This window comes from Duganella sp. CF517, from assembly GCF_900110275.1.
Lineage (GTDB): Bacteria > Pseudomonadota > Gammaproteobacteria > Burkholderiales > Burkholderiaceae_D > Rugamonas.
Genome location: NZ_FODC01000007.1, coordinates 104,055 through 125,071, shown reverse-complemented (window position 1 = coordinate 125,071; position 21,017 = coordinate 104,055). Strand labels below are relative to the sequence as shown.

Annotated in this window: 20 protein-coding genes; 7 read left to right on the top strand and 13 right to left on the bottom strand. The window is 66.4% G+C overall.

The window, feature by feature from the left end:
- Positions 1-22: 22 nt before the first annotated feature.
- Genes BMX85_RS24530 through BMX85_RS24520 form a run of 3 tightly spaced genes read right to left on the bottom strand, consistent with a single transcriptional unit; the run spans position 23 to position 2,179 of the window.
- Entirely contained in the window at positions 23-709 is a 687-nt protein-coding gene (locus BMX85_RS24530) for a MotA/TolQ/ExbB proton channel family protein (RefSeq protein ID WP_090325082.1), read from the bottom strand.
- A complete protein-coding gene (dapB, locus tag BMX85_RS24525) occupies positions 706-1,515 on the bottom strand; it encodes a 4-hydroxy-tetrahydrodipicolinate reductase (RefSeq protein WP_090325080.1) in 810 nt (269 codons plus the stop codon). The genes BMX85_RS24530 and dapB overlap by 4 nt, the downstream gene beginning before the upstream one ends.
- Positions 1,516-1,525: 10 nt before the next feature.
- On the bottom strand, positions 1,526-2,179 hold the full coding sequence (locus BMX85_RS24520; RefSeq protein ID WP_090325077.1) for an outer membrane protein assembly factor BamE: 654 nt from the start codon (positions 2,177-2,179) through the stop codon (positions 1,526-1,528).
- 270 nt (positions 2,180-2,449) lie between these two features.
- Here BMX85_RS24520 and fur point away from each other — a divergent pair, with 270 nt between their 5' ends.
- On the top strand, positions 2,450-2,878 hold the full coding sequence (gene fur, locus BMX85_RS24515) for a ferric iron uptake transcriptional regulator (RefSeq protein ID WP_090325074.1): 429 nt from the start codon (positions 2,450-2,452) through the stop codon (positions 2,876-2,878).
- 60 nt (positions 2,879-2,938) lie between these two features.
- Here the strand turns inward: fur and hrcA are convergent, their stop codons facing one another.
- Together hrcA and BMX85_RS24505 are read right to left on the bottom strand one after the other, a co-directional pair.
- The gene (gene hrcA / locus BMX85_RS24510) at positions 2,939-3,955 is read right to left on the bottom strand and encodes a heat-inducible transcriptional repressor HrcA (RefSeq protein WP_090325070.1); all 1,017 of its coding nucleotides are present in this window, start codon (positions 3,953-3,955) and stop codon (positions 2,939-2,941) included.
- 80 nt (positions 3,956-4,035) lie between these two features.
- Complete coding sequence (locus BMX85_RS24505; protein WP_090325067.1) at positions 4,036-4,743, bottom strand: HAD family hydrolase; 708 nt, start codon at positions 4,741-4,743, stop codon at positions 4,036-4,038.
- Positions 4,744-4,942: 199 nt separating this feature from the next.
- On the opposite strand from BMX85_RS24505, the gene BMX85_RS24500 reads away from it, so the two are divergent.
- The gene (locus tag BMX85_RS24500; protein ID WP_090325065.1) at positions 4,943-5,587 is read left to right on the top strand and encodes a hypothetical protein; all 645 of its coding nucleotides are present in this window, start codon (positions 4,943-4,945) and stop codon (positions 5,585-5,587) included.
- A gap of 29 nt (positions 5,588-5,616) precedes the next feature.
- Positions 5,617-6,264, top strand: a complete 648-nt coding sequence (locus BMX85_RS24495; RefSeq protein ID WP_090325062.1) for a hypothetical protein — start codon at positions 5,617-5,619, stop codon at positions 6,262-6,264.
- Between the two features lie 433 nt (positions 6,265-6,697).
- Here the strand turns inward: BMX85_RS24495 and rsmA are convergent, their stop codons facing one another.
- The 4 genes from rsmA to BMX85_RS24475 all read right to left on the bottom strand — a co-directional run bounded on the left by rsmA (position 6,698) and on the right by BMX85_RS24475 (position 12,452).
- On the bottom strand, positions 6,698-7,468 hold the full coding sequence (gene rsmA / locus BMX85_RS24490) for a 16S rRNA (adenine(1518)-N(6)/adenine(1519)-N(6))-dimethyltransferase RsmA (RefSeq protein WP_090325060.1): 771 nt from the start codon (positions 7,466-7,468) through the stop codon (positions 6,698-6,700).
- A 9-nt stretch (positions 7,469-7,477) separates the two neighbouring features.
- The gene (gene pdxA / locus BMX85_RS24485; protein ID WP_090325057.1) at positions 7,478-8,602 is read right to left on the bottom strand and encodes a 4-hydroxythreonine-4-phosphate dehydrogenase PdxA; all 1,125 of its coding nucleotides are present in this window, start codon (positions 8,600-8,602) and stop codon (positions 7,478-7,480) included.
- Positions 8,603-8,624: 22 nt separating this feature from the next.
- Positions 8,625-10,079 carry a peptidylprolyl isomerase gene (locus BMX85_RS24480; RefSeq protein WP_229210656.1) on the bottom strand — a complete coding sequence of 485 codons (1,455 nt, stop codon included), beginning with the start codon at positions 10,077-10,079 and terminating at the stop codon, positions 8,625-8,627.
- A 108-nt stretch (positions 10,080-10,187) separates the two neighbouring features.
- Positions 10,188-12,452: an LPS-assembly protein LptD gene (locus BMX85_RS24475; RefSeq protein WP_090325052.1), complete on the bottom strand. Its 2,265-nt coding sequence runs from the start codon at positions 12,450-12,452 to the stop codon at positions 10,188-10,190.
- A gap of 107 nt (positions 12,453-12,559) precedes the next feature.
- Between BMX85_RS24475 and BMX85_RS24470 the strand changes: the two genes are divergently transcribed.
- The 4 genes from BMX85_RS24470 to BMX85_RS24455 are packed head-to-tail and all read left to right on the top strand — an operon-like array spanning position 12,560 to position 16,909.
- Complete coding sequence (locus tag BMX85_RS24470) at positions 12,560-13,642, top strand: aminoglycoside phosphotransferase family protein (RefSeq protein WP_090325048.1); 1,083 nt, start codon at positions 12,560-12,562, stop codon at positions 13,640-13,642.
- Positions 13,642-14,385, top strand: coding sequence for an N-acetylmuramate alpha-1-phosphate uridylyltransferase MurU (murU, locus tag BMX85_RS24465; protein ID WP_090325046.1), 744 nt, complete (start codon positions 13,642-13,644; stop codon positions 14,383-14,385). Before BMX85_RS24470 ends, murU begins: the two co-directional genes overlap by 1 nt.
- 23 nt (positions 14,386-14,408) lie before the next feature.
- Entirely contained in the window at positions 14,409-15,755 is a 1,347-nt protein-coding gene (locus tag BMX85_RS24460; RefSeq protein WP_090325425.1) for an aminopeptidase P N-terminal domain-containing protein, read from the top strand.
- Positions 15,752-16,909 carry an FAD-dependent monooxygenase gene (locus tag BMX85_RS24455; RefSeq protein ID WP_090325043.1) on the top strand — a complete coding sequence of 386 codons (1,158 nt, stop codon included), beginning with the start codon at positions 15,752-15,754 and terminating at the stop codon, positions 16,907-16,909. Before BMX85_RS24460 ends, BMX85_RS24455 begins: the two co-directional genes overlap by 4 nt.
- Positions 16,910-17,085: 176 nt before the next feature.
- Here BMX85_RS24455 and BMX85_RS24450 read toward each other — a convergent pair whose 3' ends face one another.
- The 4 genes from BMX85_RS24450 to BMX85_RS24435 all read right to left on the bottom strand — a co-directional run bounded on the left by BMX85_RS24450 (position 17,086) and on the right by BMX85_RS24435 (position 20,908).
- Positions 17,086-17,850, bottom strand: a complete 765-nt coding sequence (locus BMX85_RS24450) for an SDR family oxidoreductase (protein ID WP_090325040.1) — start codon at positions 17,848-17,850, stop codon at positions 17,086-17,088.
- Positions 17,851-17,956: 106 nt separating this feature from the next.
- Positions 17,957-19,432, bottom strand: coding sequence for an NAD(P)(+) transhydrogenase (Re/Si-specific) subunit beta (locus tag BMX85_RS24445; RefSeq protein WP_090325037.1), 1,476 nt, complete (start codon positions 19,430-19,432; stop codon positions 17,957-17,959).
- On the bottom strand, positions 19,429-19,770 hold the full coding sequence (locus BMX85_RS24440; protein ID WP_090325035.1) for an NAD(P) transhydrogenase subunit alpha part 2: 342 nt from the start codon (positions 19,768-19,770) through the stop codon (positions 19,429-19,431). The genes BMX85_RS24445 and BMX85_RS24440 overlap by 4 nt, the downstream gene beginning before the upstream one ends.
- Positions 19,771-19,795: 25 nt before the next feature.
- Complete coding sequence (locus BMX85_RS24435) at positions 19,796-20,908, bottom strand: Re/Si-specific NAD(P)(+) transhydrogenase subunit alpha (RefSeq protein WP_090325033.1); 1,113 nt, start codon at positions 20,906-20,908, stop codon at positions 19,796-19,798.
- Positions 20,909-21,017: the final 109 nt, after the last annotated feature.

Here is a 21,017-nt window from a genome sequence, read left to right as displayed (position 1 = left end):
GCTCCCGGCTCAAGTTAAAAGGTTATTTGCCGGCGCGCGCGCCGGTGGTCAGATAGGCATGCAGGTCGTGCGCGAACGCGTCCAGCTCCGCCAGGGTCAGGCGGTTGACGCGGTTGAAGGCGTTAAACGCCAGCACCGCCGGAATCGCCACCGTCAGGCCGATCGCGGTCATGACCAGCGCCTCGCCCACCGGGCCGGCCACTTTGTCGATCTGCACCGTGCCGTTGGCCGAAACGTTGGCCAATGCGTGGTAAATACCCCAGACGGTGCCCAGCAGGCCGACGAACGGCGCGGTCGCGCCGATCGACGCCAGCACGGTCAGGCCGCCTTCGAGGCGGTTGGTCGAGCGCTGGATCGCCACGCGCAGCACGCGCGTGACTTGCGCGGCGCGGTCCATCTCGCCGCCCAGCGACGGCCGCTCGGCCACCTTGATTTGGGCCGCGCCCTGCTGCGCCAATGGCAGGTAGATTTTTTCCGGGTCGGCCAGTTCCAGCGTGGCGACGCCGTCCTGCATCGTCGGCGCTTCCCAGAAGGCCTGCACGGCCGGAGAGCTGCGGCGCACCCGCCAGGCCGCGAAGGCCTTCGACAGGATGAAGAACCAGCTCACCAGCGACATCGCCAGCAGCACGAACGCCACCGCGTGGCTGATGCCGTCGCCCTGCTCCCAGTAATGGGCCAGGGTGAACTGGTTGGCGACGGCGGGCGTCATCCGTTGAGCGACAGCACGTCGTACATGTCGAACAAGCCGGTCGGCTTGTCGGCCAGGAAGCGGCAGGCGCGCAGCGCGCCGTGCGCGTAGGTCGCGCGGCTGCTCGATTTGTGGCTGATCTCGATGCGCTCGCCGATGCCGGCGAACAGCACGGTGTGGTCGCCGACGATGTCGCCGCCACGGATGGTGGCAAAGCCGATCGACGATGGATCGCGCTCGCCGGTGACGCCTTCGCGCGCGTAGACGGCGCACTCTTTCAGGTCGCGGCCCAGCGCGCCGGCGATCACTTCGCCCATTTTCAGCGCGGTGCCGGACGGCGCGTCGACCTTGAAGCGGTGGTGCGCCTCGACCACTTCGATGTCGTAGCCGGTCGACAGCGCCTTGGCGGCCTGCTCGAGCAGCTTCATCGTGACGTTGACGCCGACGCTGAAGTTGGGCGAGAACACGATCGCGGTTTTCTTGGCCGCCGCCGCGATGGCGGCCTTGCCGGCGTCGTCGAACCCGGTGGTGCCGATGACCAGTTTGATGCCGTGCTCGGCGCAATAGGCCAGATGTTCCAGCGTACCCTCGGGGCGGGTGAAATCGATCAGGTACCGGGCGCCGGCCAGGCCTTGCGCCAGGTCCGACTGCACCAGCACGCCGCCCGGCTTGCCGAGGAACGCGGCGGCGTCGCCGCCGACGCCGGCCGAACCGGCGCGGCCCAGGGCGCCGGCCAGGCGCGCGTCCGGCGCGTTTTCGACGGCTTCGATCAGGATGCGGCCCATGCGGCCACCGGCGCCGGCGATGGCGATATTCATTACGGTCATGCGTGCGTCCTTATTTGTTCTGGTTGCCCACCGTCACGCCCACCGGCGCGGGCGCGGCGTTGTCGCTCCCCGTCGTGGTCGGCGGCGGCACGCTCGACGCCGGTTTGTTGTCGGGCGCGTCCGGGTTTTTCTTGATCTTCGGCGCCGGGCCGGCGATGCGGGCGATGTATTCTTTTTCGGTCGGCAGGTTGCCGCCTTCCCAGCGCGCGACCTTGCCGTCGTTGTCGAAGAACACGATGACGCGGCTGGTGGTCACTTCGCCGTTGCCCTTGGCCATGCGGAACGCGTAGTCCCAGCGGTTGGCGTGGAACGGATCGGCCAGCAGCGCGGTGCCGAAGATGAAGCGGACCTGCTCGCGCGTCATGCCGACTTTCAATTGCGCCAACATTTCCTCGGATACAAAGTTGCCTTGCTGGATGTCAGGACGGTATGGCGAGAAGAACCACATGAACTTTTGCAGCGGCGTGATGGTGGTCGTTTGCGCGCCCTTGCTGGCGTCCAGGGTGATCCCGGTTTCCTTGACCTGGTTCGATTTCTCGCCCAGCGTGGTGTTGGAAGCACAGCCGCCGGCGGCCAGCGCGACGCAGACGGCGCCTGCGAGCAACGGAGCACGGCGGGTAAAACGGTGCGACAAAGACTGCAATAAAGCCGGGGTGACGCGCATAAATGTCCTCAATCTGGTCGAGCGGAAATGCCGAAAAACGCTATATCATAAAGCACATGCCGGACGCATGGTGCGAGATGGAGCCGCGCGGGCGGGCAAAGTGACAGCATTATCCTGTAAAACAGGCCATATGTCCTTGTTTTGCAAGGCGCAAGTGTAAATGTTTGCAAACGCCGGCGGCCGCAATAAGTGGCCACAATCAGTGCGGCGGCGCGCGGAGTGCGTTAAACTGTGGCCTAGCTATCGCCAACCAGAATAAGAGTGTCCAACATGGGTAACAATCCAACCGATCTGAAGGCCAGCGGCCTCAAAGCCACCCTGCCTCGCCTTAAAATCCTGGACATCTTCCAGAACAGCGACGTGCGCCACCTGACCGCCGAGGATGTCTACAAGATTTTGCTGGCCGACAATATGGACGTCGGCCTGGCCACCGTCTACCGCGTGCTGACCCAGTTCGAGCAGGCCGGCCTGCTGAACCGCAACCACTTCGAAACCGGCAAGGCCATCTTCGAGCTCAACGAGGGTTCCCACCACGACCACCTGGTGTGCCTCGACTGCGGGCGGGTGGAGGAATTCTTCGACGAAGAGATCGAAACACGCCAGCAGATGGTCGCCAAGGAGCGCGGCTTCAAGATCGCCGAGCACGCGCTGGCAATTTATGGCAACTGCATCAAGACCGCCTGCCCGCACCGTCCATAATTGCGGCGGCGCCGGGCCGCCGCGTCGCGGCTGATCGCGGCTGATCGCGGCTGATCGCGGTTAATTGTGGCTCAGCGCGTTCGACAACAACTTGGCCGTGATATCGACGATCGGTATCACGCGCTCATAGGCCATGCGGGTCGGGCCGATCACCCCCAGGGTGCCGACGATCTTGCCGTTGGCCATGTACGGCGCGGTCACCACGCTCATCTCGTCCATCGGCACCAGGCTCGATTCGCCGCCGATATAAATCTGCACGCCGCTGGCCTTGCTCGACACGTCGAGCAGCTGCATCAAGCCGGTCTTTTGCTCGAACATGTCGAACATCTGCCGCAGCGACGTCATGTTCGACGACAGATCGCTGACCGACAGCAGGTTGCGCTCGCCGGCGATGACCATGTCGTCCGAGTTGTCCGCCATCGCCTCGCTGCCCGCCTCCACCGCCGCCTGCATCAGCCGGCCCATGTCGTCGCGCAGCTGGCGCACCTCGGCCTGCAGGCGCGTGTGGACCTCGTCGAAGGCCAGGCCGCCGTAGTTCTGGTTGATGTAGTTGGCCGACTGGATCAGCTGCGTGGGGCTGTAGTCGACGTCGGTCAGCAGCAGCCGGTTTTGCACGTCGCCGGTGGGGCCGACGATCACCAGCAGGATGCGCTTCTCCCCCAGCCGCAGGAACTCGATCTGCTGGAACACCGATTCGCGCCGCGGGCTGAGCACCACGCCGGCGAACTGCGACAGCGACGACAGCATCTGCGCCGCGTTGGCAATCATTTTCTGCGGCTGCGGCGCCTGCAGGCGCATGCGGCCCTCGACCGATTGCTCGTCCAGATGTTGCACCGTCAGCAAGGTGTCGACGAAGATGCGGTAGCCGCGCGGCGTCGGCACCCGGCCGGCCGAGGTGTGCGGGCTGGCGACATAGCCGAGCTCCTCGAGGTCGGCCATGATGTTGCGAATGGTCGCCGGCGACAGGTCAAGGCCGGAAATCTTGGAGAGCGCGCGCGAGCCGACCGGCTGGCCGTCCGCGATATAGCGTTCCACCAGGGCTTTGAGCAGGGTTTGAGCGCGTGTGTCGAGTTGCATACTGTATATCTTATTTGCCGAGAGTTGCCGTGTTTGCCTATTATGCACGCTCCGCGCCGGCCGGGGGCTGTCGCGCGACATCAATCGCCCAGTTGTCGCCTCACCCACGCCAGCAGTTCGTGGAAATCGGCGCAAATGACGTCCGGCGCGATGCCGGCGTCGACGTGGGCGCGGCTGCCGGTGCGGTTCATCCACACCGCCCGCATGCCCACCGCCTGCGCGCCGCGCACGTCGAGCCGCAGGTCGTCGCCGACGTAGACGGCGTCGGCCGGCGCCACGCCCATCGCCTCGCAGGCGGCCAGGAAGATGGACGGGTCCGGCTTGGCGCGGCCGAAGCGCGCCGACGCCAGCGCCACCTCGAAATGGTGGTGCAGGCCGATGACTTCAAGGTCGGCGTTGCCGTTGGTGATCACGCCCAGCCGCAGCATGCCGCCCAGCTCGGCCAGCACCGGGGCGACGTCGTCGAACAGGGTGACGGCGTTGCGCAGCACGTTGAAGTGCGCCATCGCGCCGTCGATGTGGGCGCTGTCCGCGCCGGTTTCGGCGAACACGGCCTCGAGCGCGACGCGGCGCAGCCGGTACAGGTCGGCCGTCAGCTCCGGCTGCTTTTCCAGCAGCGCCAGGCGCAGCGCGCGCAGCGCCTCGACCGAATACTTGCCGGTGACGGCCGGCGCGCGCTCGGCCAGCCACGCGTGCCAGCCGGTTTCGGCCGCCGCGATGACCGGGCCGATCGGCCACAGGGTGTCGTCGAGATCGAACAGCAGGGCTTGCGGCGGGCGTGGTGTCATGGGCGCTAAAGGTAAGTGGATAAGGCGATTCGGGGCTATTGTCGCACCGATCGCGGGCCGGACGCGCGCGCGCGCCTAACAAGCTGTTACATCCATTGGGGGGACTGGTGTTACCAAATGCACTAAAATACGGGGCAAATCCGTGTAAGATGCTGCACCCGTGCGTGCTGCCGGCCCTATTCGTTTTGGAGAAGATTTTATGAAAAGTGTGTATCCGCGTGCGGGCCTGGCCCTGCTGTGTGCCGTTGTCCTGAGCGCTTGCGGCGGCGGTAGCGACGGCAGCATGCTGCTGCAAGGCAGCGTCGGCGGCTTGAGCAAGCCGGGCCTGGTGCTGATCAACGTGCCCACCGGCGAGAAGATCACCGTCGCCGCCAACGCCAGCCAGTTCCAGTTCACCCGCCTGATCGCGGTCGACGAATCGTTCGAAATCAAGGTCGACACCCCGCCGGCCGGCGCCACCTGCCAGGTCATCGACGGCAAGAACAAGGCCAACTCCTTCACCTCGTACCGCACCCAGGTCAGCTGCGTCACCAATCCGTGGGTGCTGAGCGGCGTGGTCAAGGGCCTGGCCGACGACGGCGTGGCCGGCAACAACGACGGCGTGACCCTGGCCAACGGCCCGGACACGGTGTACGTCGCACCGTCGGCAACGGCCGGCGGCGACGCCGCGTTCTCCTTCGCCAATACCGTCGGCGAGGGCTCGCCCTACGGCGTGACCGTGCTGGCGCAGCCGTCCAACCGCACCTGCTCGCTGACCGCCCCCGTGACCAACGCGGTGCCGGGCGCCGGCGTGATGCCCGCCGGCAATGACAACCGGCTGGTCGTCAACTGCGTCGCAAAATAAACACGCTGGCTCAATCTTTGGAGAATTACATGAAATTATCGTATCTGGGCGCCATCGTGGCGCTGAGCGCGGCGGCCCTGGTGGCCGGCTGCGGCGGCAAGGCGCAATACACGGTGCAAGGCACGATCAACGGCCTGGCCACGCCCGGCCTGCAGCTGAGCAATGGCGGCGAAACCATTTCGATCCCGGCCGGCGCGACCACCTTCGCGTTCCCGCGCCAGATCGGCTACGGCACCAGCTACGCCGTCACGTTCGCCCAGCAGCCGGAGCACATGGCCTGCAATTTCGACACCATCAACACCGGTTCGGCCGGCCAGACGGTGGCCATCTCCGTGGCGATCTCGTGCGTACGCAGGGCCTATACGCTCGGCGGCCAGTTCACGGGACTGTTCCCCGTGAGCGCCGCCGTCGGCACCACGCCGGCCGTGCTGCGCACCGTGACGCTGCTGAACGGCTCGGCCGGCGGCGCCGTCACCCTGACCAGCCCGACCGACGCCACCGGCGCCGGCGATTTCGCATTCAGCACCAACGTGGCCGACGGCCAGTCGTATGGCGTAACGATCCACCCGGACACGACGCTGAGCTCGGCGGACATCACCTGCACCGTGAAGAACGGCGTGGGCGTCATGGGCGAATCGGCCGTGACCAATCTGCTGGTGGAGTGCAAGCCTAAATAAGCCTGGAAGCCGGGGGAGACCGCAGATATTCACATACCTGATGTTCGATATGTGAAAAATAAAGTGGCGTGATATACCGCGACGCAGCATACTGTACTTGTCTCCTCCACTTCTTGCAAAGGAATTGGATTTAGCCCGCTTTCACCAGCGGGCTTTTTTTTGTCTGTCGCTTTTAGCAAAACAGCGGGGGTCAGTGCCGACATTCGGACACCGCCTCAACCGTACCGCTGGACTGAAAGACGGGGTCGTAAAAAACAGCGGGTGTCAGCGTAAAAAACAGCGGGGGTCAGTGCCGACATTCGGACACCGCCTCAACCGTACCGCTGGACTGAAAGACGGGGTCGTGTCCGAATGTCGGCACTGACCCCGCTGGGTGACCCCGCTGGGAAAGACGAGGTCGTGTCCGAATGTCGGCACTGACCCCGGGGTGGGGTTATTTGAGGAGGTTGGCGAGGGCGACGTATTGGGCCAACGAGACCGTTTCCGGACGGTGGGTCGGGTCGATGCCCGCTGCGACGATCTGCGCTTCGCTGAACATGCCGGCCAGGCAGTTGCGGATCACCTTGCGGCGTTGCGAGAACGCCTTCAATACCACCGCCTCCAAGGTCGGGCCGTCGCACGGCAGTTGCTCGGCCACCGGGATCATGCGCACGATCGCCGATTCGACCTTCGGCGGCGGATCGAACGCTTCCGGCGGCACCACGAACAGCAGCGACATGTCATAGCGCCATTGCAACATCACCGACAGGCGGCCGTAGGTCTTGCTGCCCGGCTCGGCCACCATGCGCTCGACCACCTCCTTTTGCAGCATGAAGTGCTGGTCCTTGACCAGCGGCGCGAACGTGGCCAGGTGGAACAGCAACGGGCTGGAGATGTTGTACGGCAGGTTGCCGACGATGCGCAACTTCTCGCCCGCCGGCACCGGGATGGTGCCGTAGTCGAACTTGAGCGCGTCGCCGGCGTGGATCGTCAGCTTGGCCGGGTTGTAGGTCTTTTCCAGCCGCGCGACCAGGTCGCGGTCGAGCTCGACCACGTGCATCATCTTGAGCGTGCGCATCAGCTGCTCGGTCATGGCGCCCAGGCCGGGCCCGATCTCGACCATGGCGTCGTCCGGCGCCGGCGCGATCGCCTCGGTGATGCTCGACAGGACGTATTTGTCGTGCAGGAAATTCTGGCCAAAGCGTTTGCGGGCTACGTGTTTCATGGTGTTCTTCTAATTAGGGAATGTTGAAGCGCCGGCGACGGCGTCGGCCATCGCCAGCGCGGTGGCGATGGCCGCCTCCATGCTGCCGCAGTCGGCCAGCCCGAGGCCTTGCGCGGCTAGGTCGAGCGCCGTGCCGTGGTCGACCGAGGTGCGGATCAGCGGCAGGCCGAGCGTGATGTTGACGCCCTGCCCGAACGTGGCGTACTTGAGCACCGGCAGCCCCTGGTCGTGGTACATCGCCAGCACGCAGTCGGCGTCCTTCAGGTACTTGGGCTGGAACAGCGTGTCGGCCGGATACGGGCCGCGGGCGTCGATGCCGCGCGCCCGCGCCGCCGCGATCGCCGGGGCGATGACGTCGATGTCCTCGCGCCCCAGGTAGCCGCCCTCGCCCGCGTGCGGGTTCAGGCCGCACAGCAGGATGCGCGGGGCGGCGATGCCGAATTTGCTTTTGAGGTCGCCGTCGAGGATGTCGAGCACGCGCGCCAGGCCCGCTTGCGTGAGGGCGGCGGCGACGTCCTTGAGCGCCAGGTGGGTGGTGGCCAGGGCCACCCGCAGCGGCGGCGGCAGCGCGCCGCCGGCCGGCGCCGGCGGCTGGCCGGCCAGCATCATCACCACTTGCGCGGTGCCGGTCCGGTCGGCGAAGTATTCGGTGTGGCCGGAGAAGGCGACGCCGGCGTCGTTGATGGTGCTCTTTTGCAGCGGCGCGGTGACGACCGCCTCGAACCAGCCGGCGCGCACGCCTTCGATGGCGGCGTCCAGGGTGGCCAGCACGGCGCGGCCGTTGTTCTTGTCGAGTTTGCCCGGCACGACGTGGGCGTCGAGCGGCACGTCGATCACGCTGAGGCGTTCGGGACCGAAGTGCGGCAGGCCGCCGTTGCGCACCGCCTGCAGCGACAGCGCCGACAGCCGGATGGCCGGGTCGATGTCGGCGGCGATCATGGACAGGAAGGCGGCGTCGCCCAGCAGCACGCAGTCGACCGCGTGGCGGCGCGCCCAGGCGGCGCGGATCGCGATCTCCGGGCCGATGCCGGCCGGTTCGCCGACGGTGACGGCGACGACCGGCCGTCCCTGGCGCCGGCGGGCGGGGAACGACGGGGCCACGTCCGTGCGCCCGGTGGATGAAGTGGCGCCCATGCGTGCTCCCTTGACGGCCGGATTACTGTTTCGCGGCCGCCGCGGCGGCGGCGCCCTCTTCGGTGCGGAACTCGACGTAGGCGCGGTCGCGCACTTCGCGCTGCCAGCTCTCGGCCGCCTCTTCCATCTTGCGTTCGCGGATGGCCTGGCGCGCGTTGTTGCGCTCGCGCTCCTTGGAAACATCGTCGCTCTTGCGCTCGAGCACCTCGATCAGGTGCACGCCGAAGCTGGTCTCGACCGGCTGCGACACTTCGCCGATTTTCAGGTTGTTCATCGCCGCTTCGAACTCGGGCATCGTGTCGCCCGGGTACAGCCAGCCCAGGTCGCCGCCCTTGGCGGCCGAGCCGTCGTTCGACACCAGCCGCGCCAGGTCCTCGAACTTGGCGGCGTTGTTGTCGAGGCGTTCCTTCAGTTCGGCCAGCTTGCGCTTGGCGTCGGCCGCGCTCATCGTCGGCGTCACCTTGATCAGGATGTGGCGCGCGTGGGTCTGCTGCACCGACTGGGCGGCCTGGGCCTCGGCCACGCTGCGGCGGTCCACCGCCTTCAGGATGTGGAAGGCGCCGGTGCTTTTGATGATCGGCGTGACCTGGCCCGGTTTGAGTTTGACCAGCGCCTCGGCGAACACCGGCGGCAGCCGCTCGGGCAGGCGCCAGCCGACCGCGCCGCCATCGAGCGCGTCGCTGGCGTCCGAATAGGTGGCGGCCATCTTGGCGAAGTCGGCGCCGGTGCGCAGCTGGCGCATCACTTCCTCGGCGCGCGCGCGGCGCTGGGCGATCACCTCGGCGGTGGCGTTGTCCGGGATGCGCACCATGATTTGCGCGATGTTGATCTCGAACTGCTCGGCGGCGGCGGCCTTCTCGGCGGCCATGAAGCTGTCGACCTCGGCGTCGGAGATCTGGATCTTGGCGTCGACCTCGTGCTCGCGCAGGCGCTGCATGATGATCTCTTCGCGGATCTCCTCGCGGAACGCGGCGAACGGCGTGCCATCCTTTTCCATCTGGTTGCGGAAGTCCTGCACGCTGAGCTTTTGCGCCTCGGCGATGCGGCCGATCGCGCGGTCGAGCTGGGTGTCGTCGACGCGCACGCCCATCTCCTTGGCCATCTGCAGCTGGGCGCGCTCGACGATCATGCGCTCGAGCAGCTGGCGCTGCAGGTCGGCGGCGGCCGGCATCTGCACCTTCTGCGCCTGCATGCGGGCGGTGACGGTCTTGATGCGGTTGGCCAGCTCGCGCTGCGTGATGACGTCGTCGTTGACGACGACGACGATGGAGTCGATGGCGACGTTGCTCGACGAGCCGGGCGGAATGAAGCCCTTGCCGTCGGCCTTGGCATCGGCCTTGGCGGCGGCCGCGCCGGTGGCGGCGGGCGCGGCCGGGGTGGTGACGGCGGGGGCGGCCGGCGCCGGCGCCGGTTTTTTCGAGAACAGGCTGCAGCCGCCCAGGGCGGTGGTGCACAACAGGACGGCGAGTAGCTTCATTTGGTACATACTGGCATTACGCATGGTGGAACGCTCATGAGTCAGGTGTAAAAAAATCAAAAGGCGCGCGCCCCGCACAGGGGACGATGCGCGCCCGGATGCCTTGCTTTAGCGGCCGTAGCCCTCGTTCAAACGCTGATACCCCGGGATGCTGTTTTTCATCGCCTCGATCGGGCTGCCCACGCCCAGGTGCGACAGGCCGTTGAGCTCGAGCTGGAAGAAGATCGGCGTCGACGCCGTCGTCGACGTCGTCACGAAACGCTGGCCGCCCACGCGGAACACCCAGCAGTCGGCCTTGTATTCGAGACCGATCAGGCTTTCGAGGATCTTGCTGTCCTGCATCGAGTAGCTGACCCGGCCGACGCCGTACCAGCGCTGGAAGATCGGCCACTGGCTCGAGACCTCGATGTTCTTGAAACTGTTGCGCAGGTAGCGGTAGCCGACGTTGAACACTTTCTTGGGCGCCGGGATCCATTGCGCCGTGTAGCTTTGCGATACCACCCGGCTCTGGCTGGGATTGTACTGCAGCGCGCTGTCGAAGCCCCAATGCTCGGAGATGCGGCCGTTGGCGGCGAGCAGGATGTCGGAGCGGGCCTCGCTGACCGGCGTGGTCGAGGCCAGCTGGACGCGCTGGTCCTCGAAGTAGAAGCGCTGGCCGAACGCCAGGCGCAGCTGCTCGGCGCCGGCGGCGTCGAGGAAGCGCGACACCAGCGCGGCGGTGAGCTGGTTGGCGTCGCCGATGCGGTCCGAGCCGACGAAGCGGTTCTCGCTGAAGATCTGGCTGAAGTTGAACGTGGCCGCATCGGTGTCGAAGGTCGGGAACGCGCTCTGGTCGCGGTACGGCGTCTTGACGTAAAACAGCCGCGGCTCGAGCGTTTGCGTCATTTCCTTGTTCTGGAACGTGACGTCGCGCTCGAACACCAGGCCCGAATCGAGCGAGACGGTCGGCACCGCGCGCGACAGGTTGCGCGACGATTGCGCGCCGTAGCTGTCGAGCGAGTAGCTGGCCAGGTTGACCATGACCTTGGGCGTGATGAAGTAGCTGGGGCCGACGATCGGGTAGCTCAGCTGCGGAATGCCCACCAGGCGCGTGCCGTTGATTTCGGTCGGGTGGCTAAAACGGGTCAGTTCGCTGTCGAAGGCCCAGTCGAAGCCGCCCAGCACGTCGTACTGGCCGGCGTGGAAATTGATCGCCGGCAGGCGGTCGTACGGGCGCGTGACGAACAGCGAGCGGTCGGTCACCGACGCCGGATCCTGCAGCACCTGGTATTTCTGCACGCGCGCGGTCAGGGTCCAGATGTCGCCGTGGTAGTCGGTGCGCAATTCGCGCAGCAGCTGGCGCTCGGTCGAGCTCGAGACGGTCTTGGAGAAGTCGTTCGGATAGTTGTTGTCCGACGACGCGCGCAGGTTCCACGAGAACGCCCAGTCCTCGGTGATGTCCTGCTTGTGGCTGGAGCGCACGGTCCAGCGGTCGGTCGAGCCGCCCGGCTTCTCCGGCACGTATTTCTTGTCGTGCGGCAGGTACTCGGCGTAGGTGTCGCCCTGGTACAGGCCGCCGTCGGTCTCGCCCATGTAGCGCCCGTGCGCGCCGAGCTGGAAGCCGCGCCGCGTGATGATCTTGGGGAACAGGGTTAGGTCGCGGTTGGGGGCGATGTTGAAGTAATACGGCACCACCAGCTCGGGGCCGGTGCGCGAGCCGACGCCCGGCGTCGGCGAGAGCCAGCCGGAGCGGCGCGCGCCCGACAGCGAGAACGACAGCGCCGGCGTGCCGAGGATCGGCACGTCCTTGAAATACACCACCGTGTGGCTGGCGGTGCCGACGTCGCGCCCGGAATCGAGGTTGAGCGTGCTCGAGCGCAGGTACCAGTCCGGATTGGTGCCCTCGCAGGTGCTGTAGGTGCCGTTGACGACCTGCGCCTCGTCCTCGTTGATGAAATTGATGCGCTCGGCGCTGCCCTGGGCGTTGTTGGCCGCCATCCGGTAGGTGGGGCTGAGCATGTAGCCCTTGCCGCTGTCCATGTTGAGCTTGAGCTCGGTGCCGGTGTAATAGTCGCCCCAGCGCCAGATCTTGACGGCGCCCTGGGCCTCGACCTCGTTCTCGACCTGGCGGAAGCAGGCGTAGTCGGACTGCACCTTGGTCTGGTCCTTGACGATCTCGGCGTTACGCTCGAGCACGACCTCGCGCTCCGGGCGCCCGCTGATGTCCTCGGCCATGACGGTGGTGACGGCGTTCGGGTCCTCCACCCGCGGCGCGCGCGGCTTGGGCGCGGCGGCCTGGGCGTAGGCGTACGACGGCACCGCCGAGACGGTGACGATGGCGGTCAGGGCGTACGCCCAGCGGTGCGTAGTTGGGGGGGCCAGTAGCCAGCGCATGCAACTCATGAAAAGAAGGGAGGAAACACCATGAAAGGCGATTTTTTGATTTGAATCCCTTATTATATGGGAATCTTCACCTTACGCCGGTTTCCACGGTTCGCTTAATGTCTTTATTACAGAATTTAACTTCAGATACATCTGGAGCAACCCCCTCCACCGCAAACGCCGCCGATGTCCGCCTGGACGCGCTGGCCGCCTGGCTGTCGACGTTGGACGTGGTCGATGTGGCAACGGCGCGTCCGGCCTCGGCCGATGCCAGCTTCCGCCGCTACTTCCGCGTCGACGTGCTGGCCGCGCACCGCGCGTCGCTCGGCGCCACCTTGATCGTCATGGACGCGCCGCCGGAGCGGGAAAACGTGCTGGGCTTCGTCAAGGTTGACGAAATGCTCACGCAGGCCGGCGTCACCGTGCCGCGCATCGTCGCCACCGACTACGAACGCGGCTTCATGCTGATGTCCGACCTGGGCGTGACGACCTACCTGCAGGTGCTCGACCACGACAACGCCTCGACCCTGTATGCCGAGGCGCTCGAGTCGCTGGTGCGCTTCCAGGCCACCAGCGCGCCGGACGTGCTGCCCGAATACGACCGCGCCTTCCTGCTGCGCGAAATGAACCTGTTCCCCGAGTGGTACATCGGCAAGCACCTGGGCGCCACGCTGACCGACAAGCAAAGCGCCGAGCTGCAGGGCGTGTTCGAGGCGATCCTGGCCAACGTCACGGCGCAGCAGCAGGTGTTCGTGCACCGCGACTTCCACTCGCGCAACCTGATGTGGATGGACGCCGGCAACCCGGGCGTGCTCGACTTCCAGGACGCGCTGTACGGCCCGGTCACCTACGACCTGGCCTCGCTGCTGCGCGACGCCTACGTGCAATGGGACGAGGAACTGGTGCTGGACTGGGCGATCCGCTACTGGCAGCACGCCAAGTCGGCCGGCCTGCCGGTCAACCAGGACATCGACGCCTTCTACAAGGACTTCGAGTACATGGGCCTGCAGCGCCACCTGAAGATCCTCGGCCTGTTCTGCCGCCTGTACCACCGCGACGGCAAGCAGCAATACCTGGGCGACCTGCCGACGGTGATGGACTACGTGCGCAAGACGGCCAACCGCTACAAGGACCTCAAGCCGCTGGTGCGCCTGCTCGACACGCTCGAGGACAAGCAGCCGCAAGTCGGCTACACGTTCTGATGAAAGCGATGATCTTCGCCGCCGGGCGCGGCGAGCGCATGCGCCCGCTGACCGACAGCTGCCCCAAGCCGCTGCTCAAGGTGCGCGGCCGCCCGCTGATCGTCTGGCACATCGTCAACCTGGTGCGCGCCGGCATCACCGAAATCGTCATCAACACCGCCCACCTGGGCGACGTGATCGAGCGCGAGCTGGGCGACGGGAGCAAGTACGGCGCCACGCTGCTGTACTCGCGCGAGGCAACGGCGCTGGAGACGGCCGGCGGCGTCGCCACCGCGCGCCACCTGCTGGGCGAGGAACCGTTCGTGGCCGTGTCGGGCGACATCTATTGTCCGTACTTCGACTTCGAGCAGGTCAAGGACGTGCTCAAGGACGAGGACATGTGGGGCAAGCCCTACCCGGCCGACCAGCGCGACGTCTGCTGGCTGTACCTGGTGCCCAACCCGGACTTCCATCCGCAGGGCGACTTCGGCCTGACGATGTATTCGCTCACCAACGACAGCGCCGACGGCGCGCCGAAGTGGACCTTCGGCAATATCGGCGTCTACCGGCCGGACATGTTCGACGGCATCGCGCCGGGCGAGCACGCCAAGCTGGGGCCGCTGATCCGTTCGTTCATCGACAGCAAGCAGGTCGGCGGCGAAGTGTACCAGGGCGAATGGCACAACGTCGGCACCGTCGAACAGCTCGAGAAGCTGAACGCGCCGCCGGCCCCGATCGCGCCCGGCGCCAGGGGCGCGCGCTGATGGCGGCGGCGATGGCAACCGCGATGGCAACCCGGATAGCGACCTACGGCGCGCGCCGCGCGCGCGTGCTGGCGGCGATGCCGGCCGGCGCGGTGGCCGTGCTGGGCACGGCGCCGGAAGTGGCGCGCAACAGCGACAGCGACTATCCGTACCGGCACGACAGCTATTTCTACTACCTGACCGGCTTTACCGAGCCCGAAAGCGTGGTGGTGCTGGTGGCCGCGCGCGGCGACGATGCGCCGGCGCGCTCGATCCTGTTTTGCCGCCGCAAGAACGTCGAGCGCGAGATCTGGGAAGGCTTCCGCCACGGTCCGGAAGGCGCGCGCACCGCCTTCGGTTTCGACGCCGCCTACCCGGTCGAAGACCTCGACGGCGAGATCACCAAGCTGCTGGCCGACGCGCCGGCGCTGTACTGCGCGCTGGCCAGCAAGCCGGCGCTCGACGCCCAGATCAAGCTTTGGCTGGGCAACGTGCGGCGCATGGCGCGCACCGGCGTCACGCCGCCCGCCAGCGCGGTCGACCTGCTGCCGCTGCTCGACGAGATGCGCCTGTTGAAGGACGACGGCGAGCAGGCCATCATGCTGCGCGCGGCCACCATCTCCAGCGCCGCGCACGCGCGGGCGATGCGCGCCTCGCGCCCCGGCATGTTCGAGTACGAGATCGAGGCGGAGCTGCTGTACGAATTCCGCCGCAGCGGCGCCCAGGCGCCGGCCTACAACTCGATCGTCGCCGCCGGCAGCAACGCCTGCGTGCTGCACTACAGCGCCAACAACGCGCAAACCCAACACGGTGACCTGGTGCTGATCGACGCCGGCTGCGAGCTCGATGGCTACGCCTCCGACATCACCCGCACCTACCCGGTCGACGGCCGCTATTCGGCGCCGCAAAAACGGCTGTATGAACTGGTGCTGGCGGCGCAATCGGCGGCGCTGGCGGCCATCGCCCCCGGCCTGCCCTATTCCGGCGCGCACGACGCGGCGCTGCGGGTGCTGTCCGAGGGCATGCTCGACCTGGGACTGCTGAACAAGGATGCCCACGGCGGCGTCGACGACGTCATCGCCAACAAACACTATCTGCGGTTCTATATGCACGGCACCGGGCACTGGCTGGGCATGGACGTGCACGACGTCGGCCTGTACCGCGACGTGAACGCGGACGGCAAACCTTCGCGCGCGCTGCAACCGGGCATGGTGCTGACGGTGGAACCGGGCATCTATGTGCGCCCGGCCGACGGCGTGCCGGAGGAGTACTGGAACACCGGCATCCGCATCGAGGACGACGTGCTGGTCGGAGCGGACGGCCACACCATCCTGAGCGCGGCCGCGCCGAAGACGGTGGCGGAGATCGAAGAGGTAATGCGGCAGCGATGACGGATTTTCAAAACAATAGCGACGTCGCCATCTGCGGCGCCGGCCCGGCCGGCATGGCGCTTGCCGCGCTGCTGGCCAAGCGCGGCGTGCCCGCCGCACGCATCACGCTGGTCGACGCCAAGTCGCTGGCGCAGGCAAGCAAGGACCCGCGCTCGATCGCGCTGTCCTACGGCAGCCGCCAGATACTTGAAGAAATCGGCGCCTGGCCCATGCCCGTCGCGGCGACGGCGATCCACCAGATCCACGTCTCGCGGCGCGGACAATTCGGCCGCAGCCTGATCGACCGCGACGAACACAACCTGCCGGCACTCGGCTACGTCACCCGCTACGGCGACCTGGTGACGGCGTTGGGCGCCGTCTGCGAACGGGCCGGCATCGCGACGCTGCGTCCCGCCCGCGTGGAGGCGCTCGACGAGCTGGCCGATTCGGTGGTGCTGACCGTCACCGACACCGCGAGCGGGGCAGCGAAGTCGCTGAGCGCGTCCATCGTCGTGCAGGCTGAAGGCGGTTTGTTCAACGATCAGGAAAGCCGCTCGCAACGGCGGGACTACCGGCAGACCGCCATCATCGCGCAGGTGCGCAGCAGCCGGCCGATCGCCCACCGCGCCTTCGAACGGTTCACCGAACAAGGCCCGCTGGCGCTGCTGCCGCAGGGGGACGAGTACTCGCTGGTGTGGTGCGTGCGGCCGGAGTTCGCGGCCGTGCTGCAGGCCTTGGACGACAAGGCGTTCCTTGCCGCGCTGGGCGCAGCGTTCGGCGAGCGCGTCGGCCGCTTCACGCACGCCTCGCCGCGTCTGGCCTTCCCGCTGGGGTTGAACGCCGATCCGCGCGCCACCGCCCGCACGGTCGCCATCGGCAACGCCGCGCAGACCTTGCATCCGGTCGCGGGACAAGGATTGAATCTGGGCCTGCGCGACGTCACGGTGCTGGCGCGCCTGCTGGCGCAAGGCGCCACGCCGGCGATGCTGGCGCAGTTCACCGCGCTGCGCCGGCAGGACCGGAGCACCACGGTGCGCCTGACCGACACGATGGCGCGCGTGTTCGCCAACGATTCGCCGGCGCAGGCGCTGCTGGGGCTGTCGCTGGCAGCGATCGACATGGCCGGCCCGGCGCGCGGCGTGCTGGCCGAGCTGATGATGTACGGCCGCCGCTGAGGGTGCCCTCCCCCGCACCGCGCCCTGTGGCAAACCTTCTATTTCGACTTCTCTTTTCTTCTATTTTTCTCGCTTTCTCCCTCTTCTCTGAATTTGCGATGGAAAGAGGAAGAAATAGAAGAAAAGAGAGGAGAAAAGCGAAGCTTTACCACAGCGGACGCTTTAGGTGCGGGTGATTAGGTGCGGGTGATGGACGCGCCGCCGTCGATCAGCGACGCGGTGCCGGTGACGAACGACGCATCGTCCGACGCCAGGTACAGCACCGAGCGCGCCAATTCCTCCGGCTGCGCCACGCGTTTCAACGCATGCAGGTTGGTGATGAAGGACGTCGCCTCCGGGGTGTCGTTCATGTCGCGGTACATCTGCGTATCGACCGCGCCGGGCAGCACCGAATTCACACGCACGCCTTTTGGACCGTATTCGGCCGCCAGCGCCTGCGTCAAACCGATCAAGCCCGCCTTGCTGGCCGCGTACGCCGCCACGCCTGGGAACGCGAAGCTGTAGCCGACAAAGGTCGAGGTGAAAATCACCGAACCGCCGCCATGCTTGATCATCTCCGGAATCTGATGTTTGGCGCCGAGGAAGGCGCTGGTCAGGTTGGCGGCAAGCGTGTCGTTCCAGCCCTGCTCCGAGACGCCGGTCGTCTCGCCCATCTCGCCCAGGGTGCCGGCGTTGTTGTAGGCGATATCGAGGCGGCCGTACGCCTCGACGGCGGCGGCGACCAGTTGCGCGTTGAACGATTCCGAGGTCACGTCGCCCGCCAAGGCGATGGCCTGTCCGCCGTCGGCTTCGATCTCCGCGACCAAGGTGGCCAGTTCGGCCTGGCGGCGCGCCGCGACGACGACCTTGGCGCCTTCGGCGGCGAACAGTTTGGCGGTGGCGCGGCCGATGCCGGACGATGCGCCAGTGACGATTGCGACTTTGTTTTGTAAGCGATTCATTTTGAGGCTCCTTGTGGTGGGTTAGTGAAGCCATCATAAGATTCACCAACCCAACCATCAATCGGCCAAACAGCAATAGACCATTCACAAAATGTGAATCGAACCCTTACTCGACGGCTTTGACCATGTCTTCGATGACCTTCTTGGCGTCGCCGAACACCATCATCGTATTGGCCTGGTAAAACAGCTCATTGTCCAGACCAGCGTAACCCGACGCCATCGAGCGCTTGTTGACGATGATGCTCTTGGCCTTGTACGCCTCCAGGATCGGCATGCCGGCGATCGGCGACTTGGGGTCCTTGGCGGCCGGATTGACCACGTCGTTGGCGCCCAAAATCAACACCACGTCGGTCTGGCCGAATTCGCCGTTGATGTCCTCCATCTCGAACACCTGGTCGTACGGCACCTCGGCCTCGGCCAGCAGGACGTTCATGTGGCCCGGCATGCGCCCGGCCACCGGGTGGATCGCGTACTTCACGCTCACGCCCTTGTGCGTCAGCTTCTCGACCAGCTCCTTGAGCGAGTGCTGCGCGCGCGCCACCGCCAGGCCGTAGCCCGGCACGATGATCACGCTTTCCGCGTTGGCCATGATGAAGGAGGCGTCGTCCGCCGAGCCGGATTTGACCGGGCGCTGTTCCTTGGCTCCGCCGCCGCCCGCCTCCGCCGGCGCGCCGCCGAAGCCGCCCAGGATCACGTTGAAGAACGAACGGTTCATCGCCTTGCACATGATGTACGACAGGATCGCGCCGCTTGATCCGACCAGCGAACCGGCGATGATCAGCATCGCGTTGTTGAGCGAAAAGCCGATCCCCGCCGCCGCCCAGCCGGAGTAGGAGTTCAGCATCGACACCACCACCGGCATGTCGGCGCCGCCGATCGGGATGATGATCAACACGCCCAGCACGAAGGCGATGGCGGTCATGACCAGGAACGGCGTCCATGCCGGCGCGACGCCGCCGGCGAAGCAGAACACCAGCCCGAGGCCGACCATGACGACGGCCAGGATCAGGTTGAGCATGTGCTGGCCGGCGAAGCTGACCGGCGCGCCCTGGAACAGGCGGAACTTGTATTTGCCCGACAGCTTGCCGAAGGCGATCACCGATCCGGAGAAGGTGATGGCGCCGACGAAGGTGCCGATGAACAGTTCGATGCGGTTCCCGAACGGCAGCGGCGTGCCCACCGCCGCGATGCCGAAGGCGTGCGGCTCCGACACCGCCGCCACCGCGATGCACACGGCGGCAAGACCGATCAGCGAGTGCATCGCCGCCACCAGCTCCGGCATCTTGGTCATCTCGACCTTCTTGGCCAGCAGCGCGCCGATGCCGCCGCCAACCACCACGCCGACCAGCACCAGGCCCAGGCCCATGCCACTGCCCGCGCCAACGCCGGCCGCCACCGCGTCCGCGCGCAGCTTGAGGATCAGCGCGATCGTCGTCACCACGGCGATGGCCATGCCGGACATGCCGAAGGCGTTGCCGGTGCGCGCCGTGCCCGGCGACGACAGCCCTTTGAGCGCCTGGATGAAGCACACCGACGCGATCAGATACATCATCGTCACCAGGTTCATGGAGATGAAGTTCATGCGTGGCCTCCCGCTTTCTCGTCCACCTTCGCGGCTACCGGCTTGGCCTTCGGCTCCTTCTTGCGGAACATCTCCAGCATGCGCTGCGTGACCAAAAAGCCGCCGAACACGTTGACCGCAGCCAGCGCCACGGCGACGGTGCCGGCGACCTGCCCGATCACGCCCTCGGTGAGCGAGGCGGCCAGCATGGCGCCGACGATGATGATCGCCGAGACGGCGTTGGTCACCGCCATCAGCGGCGTGTGAAGCGCCGGCGTGACGGTCCAGACCACGTGGTAGCCGACGTAGATCGCCAGCACGAAGATGATGAGATTGATGATGGTATGACTGACTTCCATGATGTTCTCCGTTGTATTGTCTTCGTTATTTTCTTAAGAGTTCGCCGCCGGCGCACAGCAAGGTCGCCTTGATGATCTCGTCCTCGCGGTCGATCGCCAGCTTGTCGTCCTTGTCGATGATCAGCTTGAGGAAGTCGAGCACGTTGCGCGCGTACAGGGCGGAGGCGTCGGCCGCCACCAGGGTCGCCAGATCGGGCTCGCCGACGATGTGCACGCCGTGCTTGACCACCGTTTTATTCAGTTCCGACAGCGGGCAGTTGCCGCCCTGCGACACGGCCAGGTCGACGATCACGGAACCGGGCTTCATCGCCTTGACGGTCTCCTCGGAGATCAGCACCGGCGCCGGCCGGCCCGGTATCAGCGCGGTGGTGATGACGATGTCGGCCAGCTTGGCGCGTTCGTGCACCAGCGCCGCCTGGCGGCGCATCCAGTCGGCCGGCATCGGCCGCGCGTAGCCGCCCACGCCCTGCGCGATCTCTTTTTCCTCGTCGGTGATGAAGGGCACGTCGATGAACTTCGCGCCCAGCGATTCGACCTGTTCCTTGACCGGCGGGCGCACGTCGGACGCCTCGATCACGGCGCCGAGCCGCTTGGCCGTGGCGATCGCCTGCAACCCGGCCACGCCGACGCCCATGATCAGCACCCGCGCCGCCTTGACCGTGCCGGCCGCCGTCATCAGCATCGGCATGAAGCGCTGGTAGGTGTTGGCCGCCACCAGCACCGCCTTGTAGCCGGCGATGTTGGCCTGCGACGACAGCACGTCCATCGACTGCGCGCGCGTGATGCGCGGCACCGCCTCGAGCGCGAAGGCTTGCAGCCCCGCCGTGGCCATGGCCGCGTTGTTGTCGGCGTCGAAGGGGTTTAGCATGCCGATCACCACGGTGCCCGGTTTGATCCGCGCGCGTTCTTCCGCATTGGGGGCGCGCACCTTGAGCACCACGTCGGCGCCGTAGGCCTCGGCCGCGTCGACGATCTTCGCACCCGCCGCCACGTAGGCCTCGTCGGTGACCGAGGCGGCCAGCCCGGCGCCCGCTTGCACCAGTACCTCGTGTTTGGCTGCCAGCTTCTTGACTGTTTCGGGTGTGGCCGCGACCCGGGTCTCCCCCGGCCTTGTCTCGGCCGGTACGCTTATTCTCATGGTGCCTCCAATGATTAACAAACTGACTAGAATCTAACACGGAAATGCGGGCCTGCGGCCGCCCGGGGGACCCATCATACGGAATGTGTATTAATCAATACATGACGCT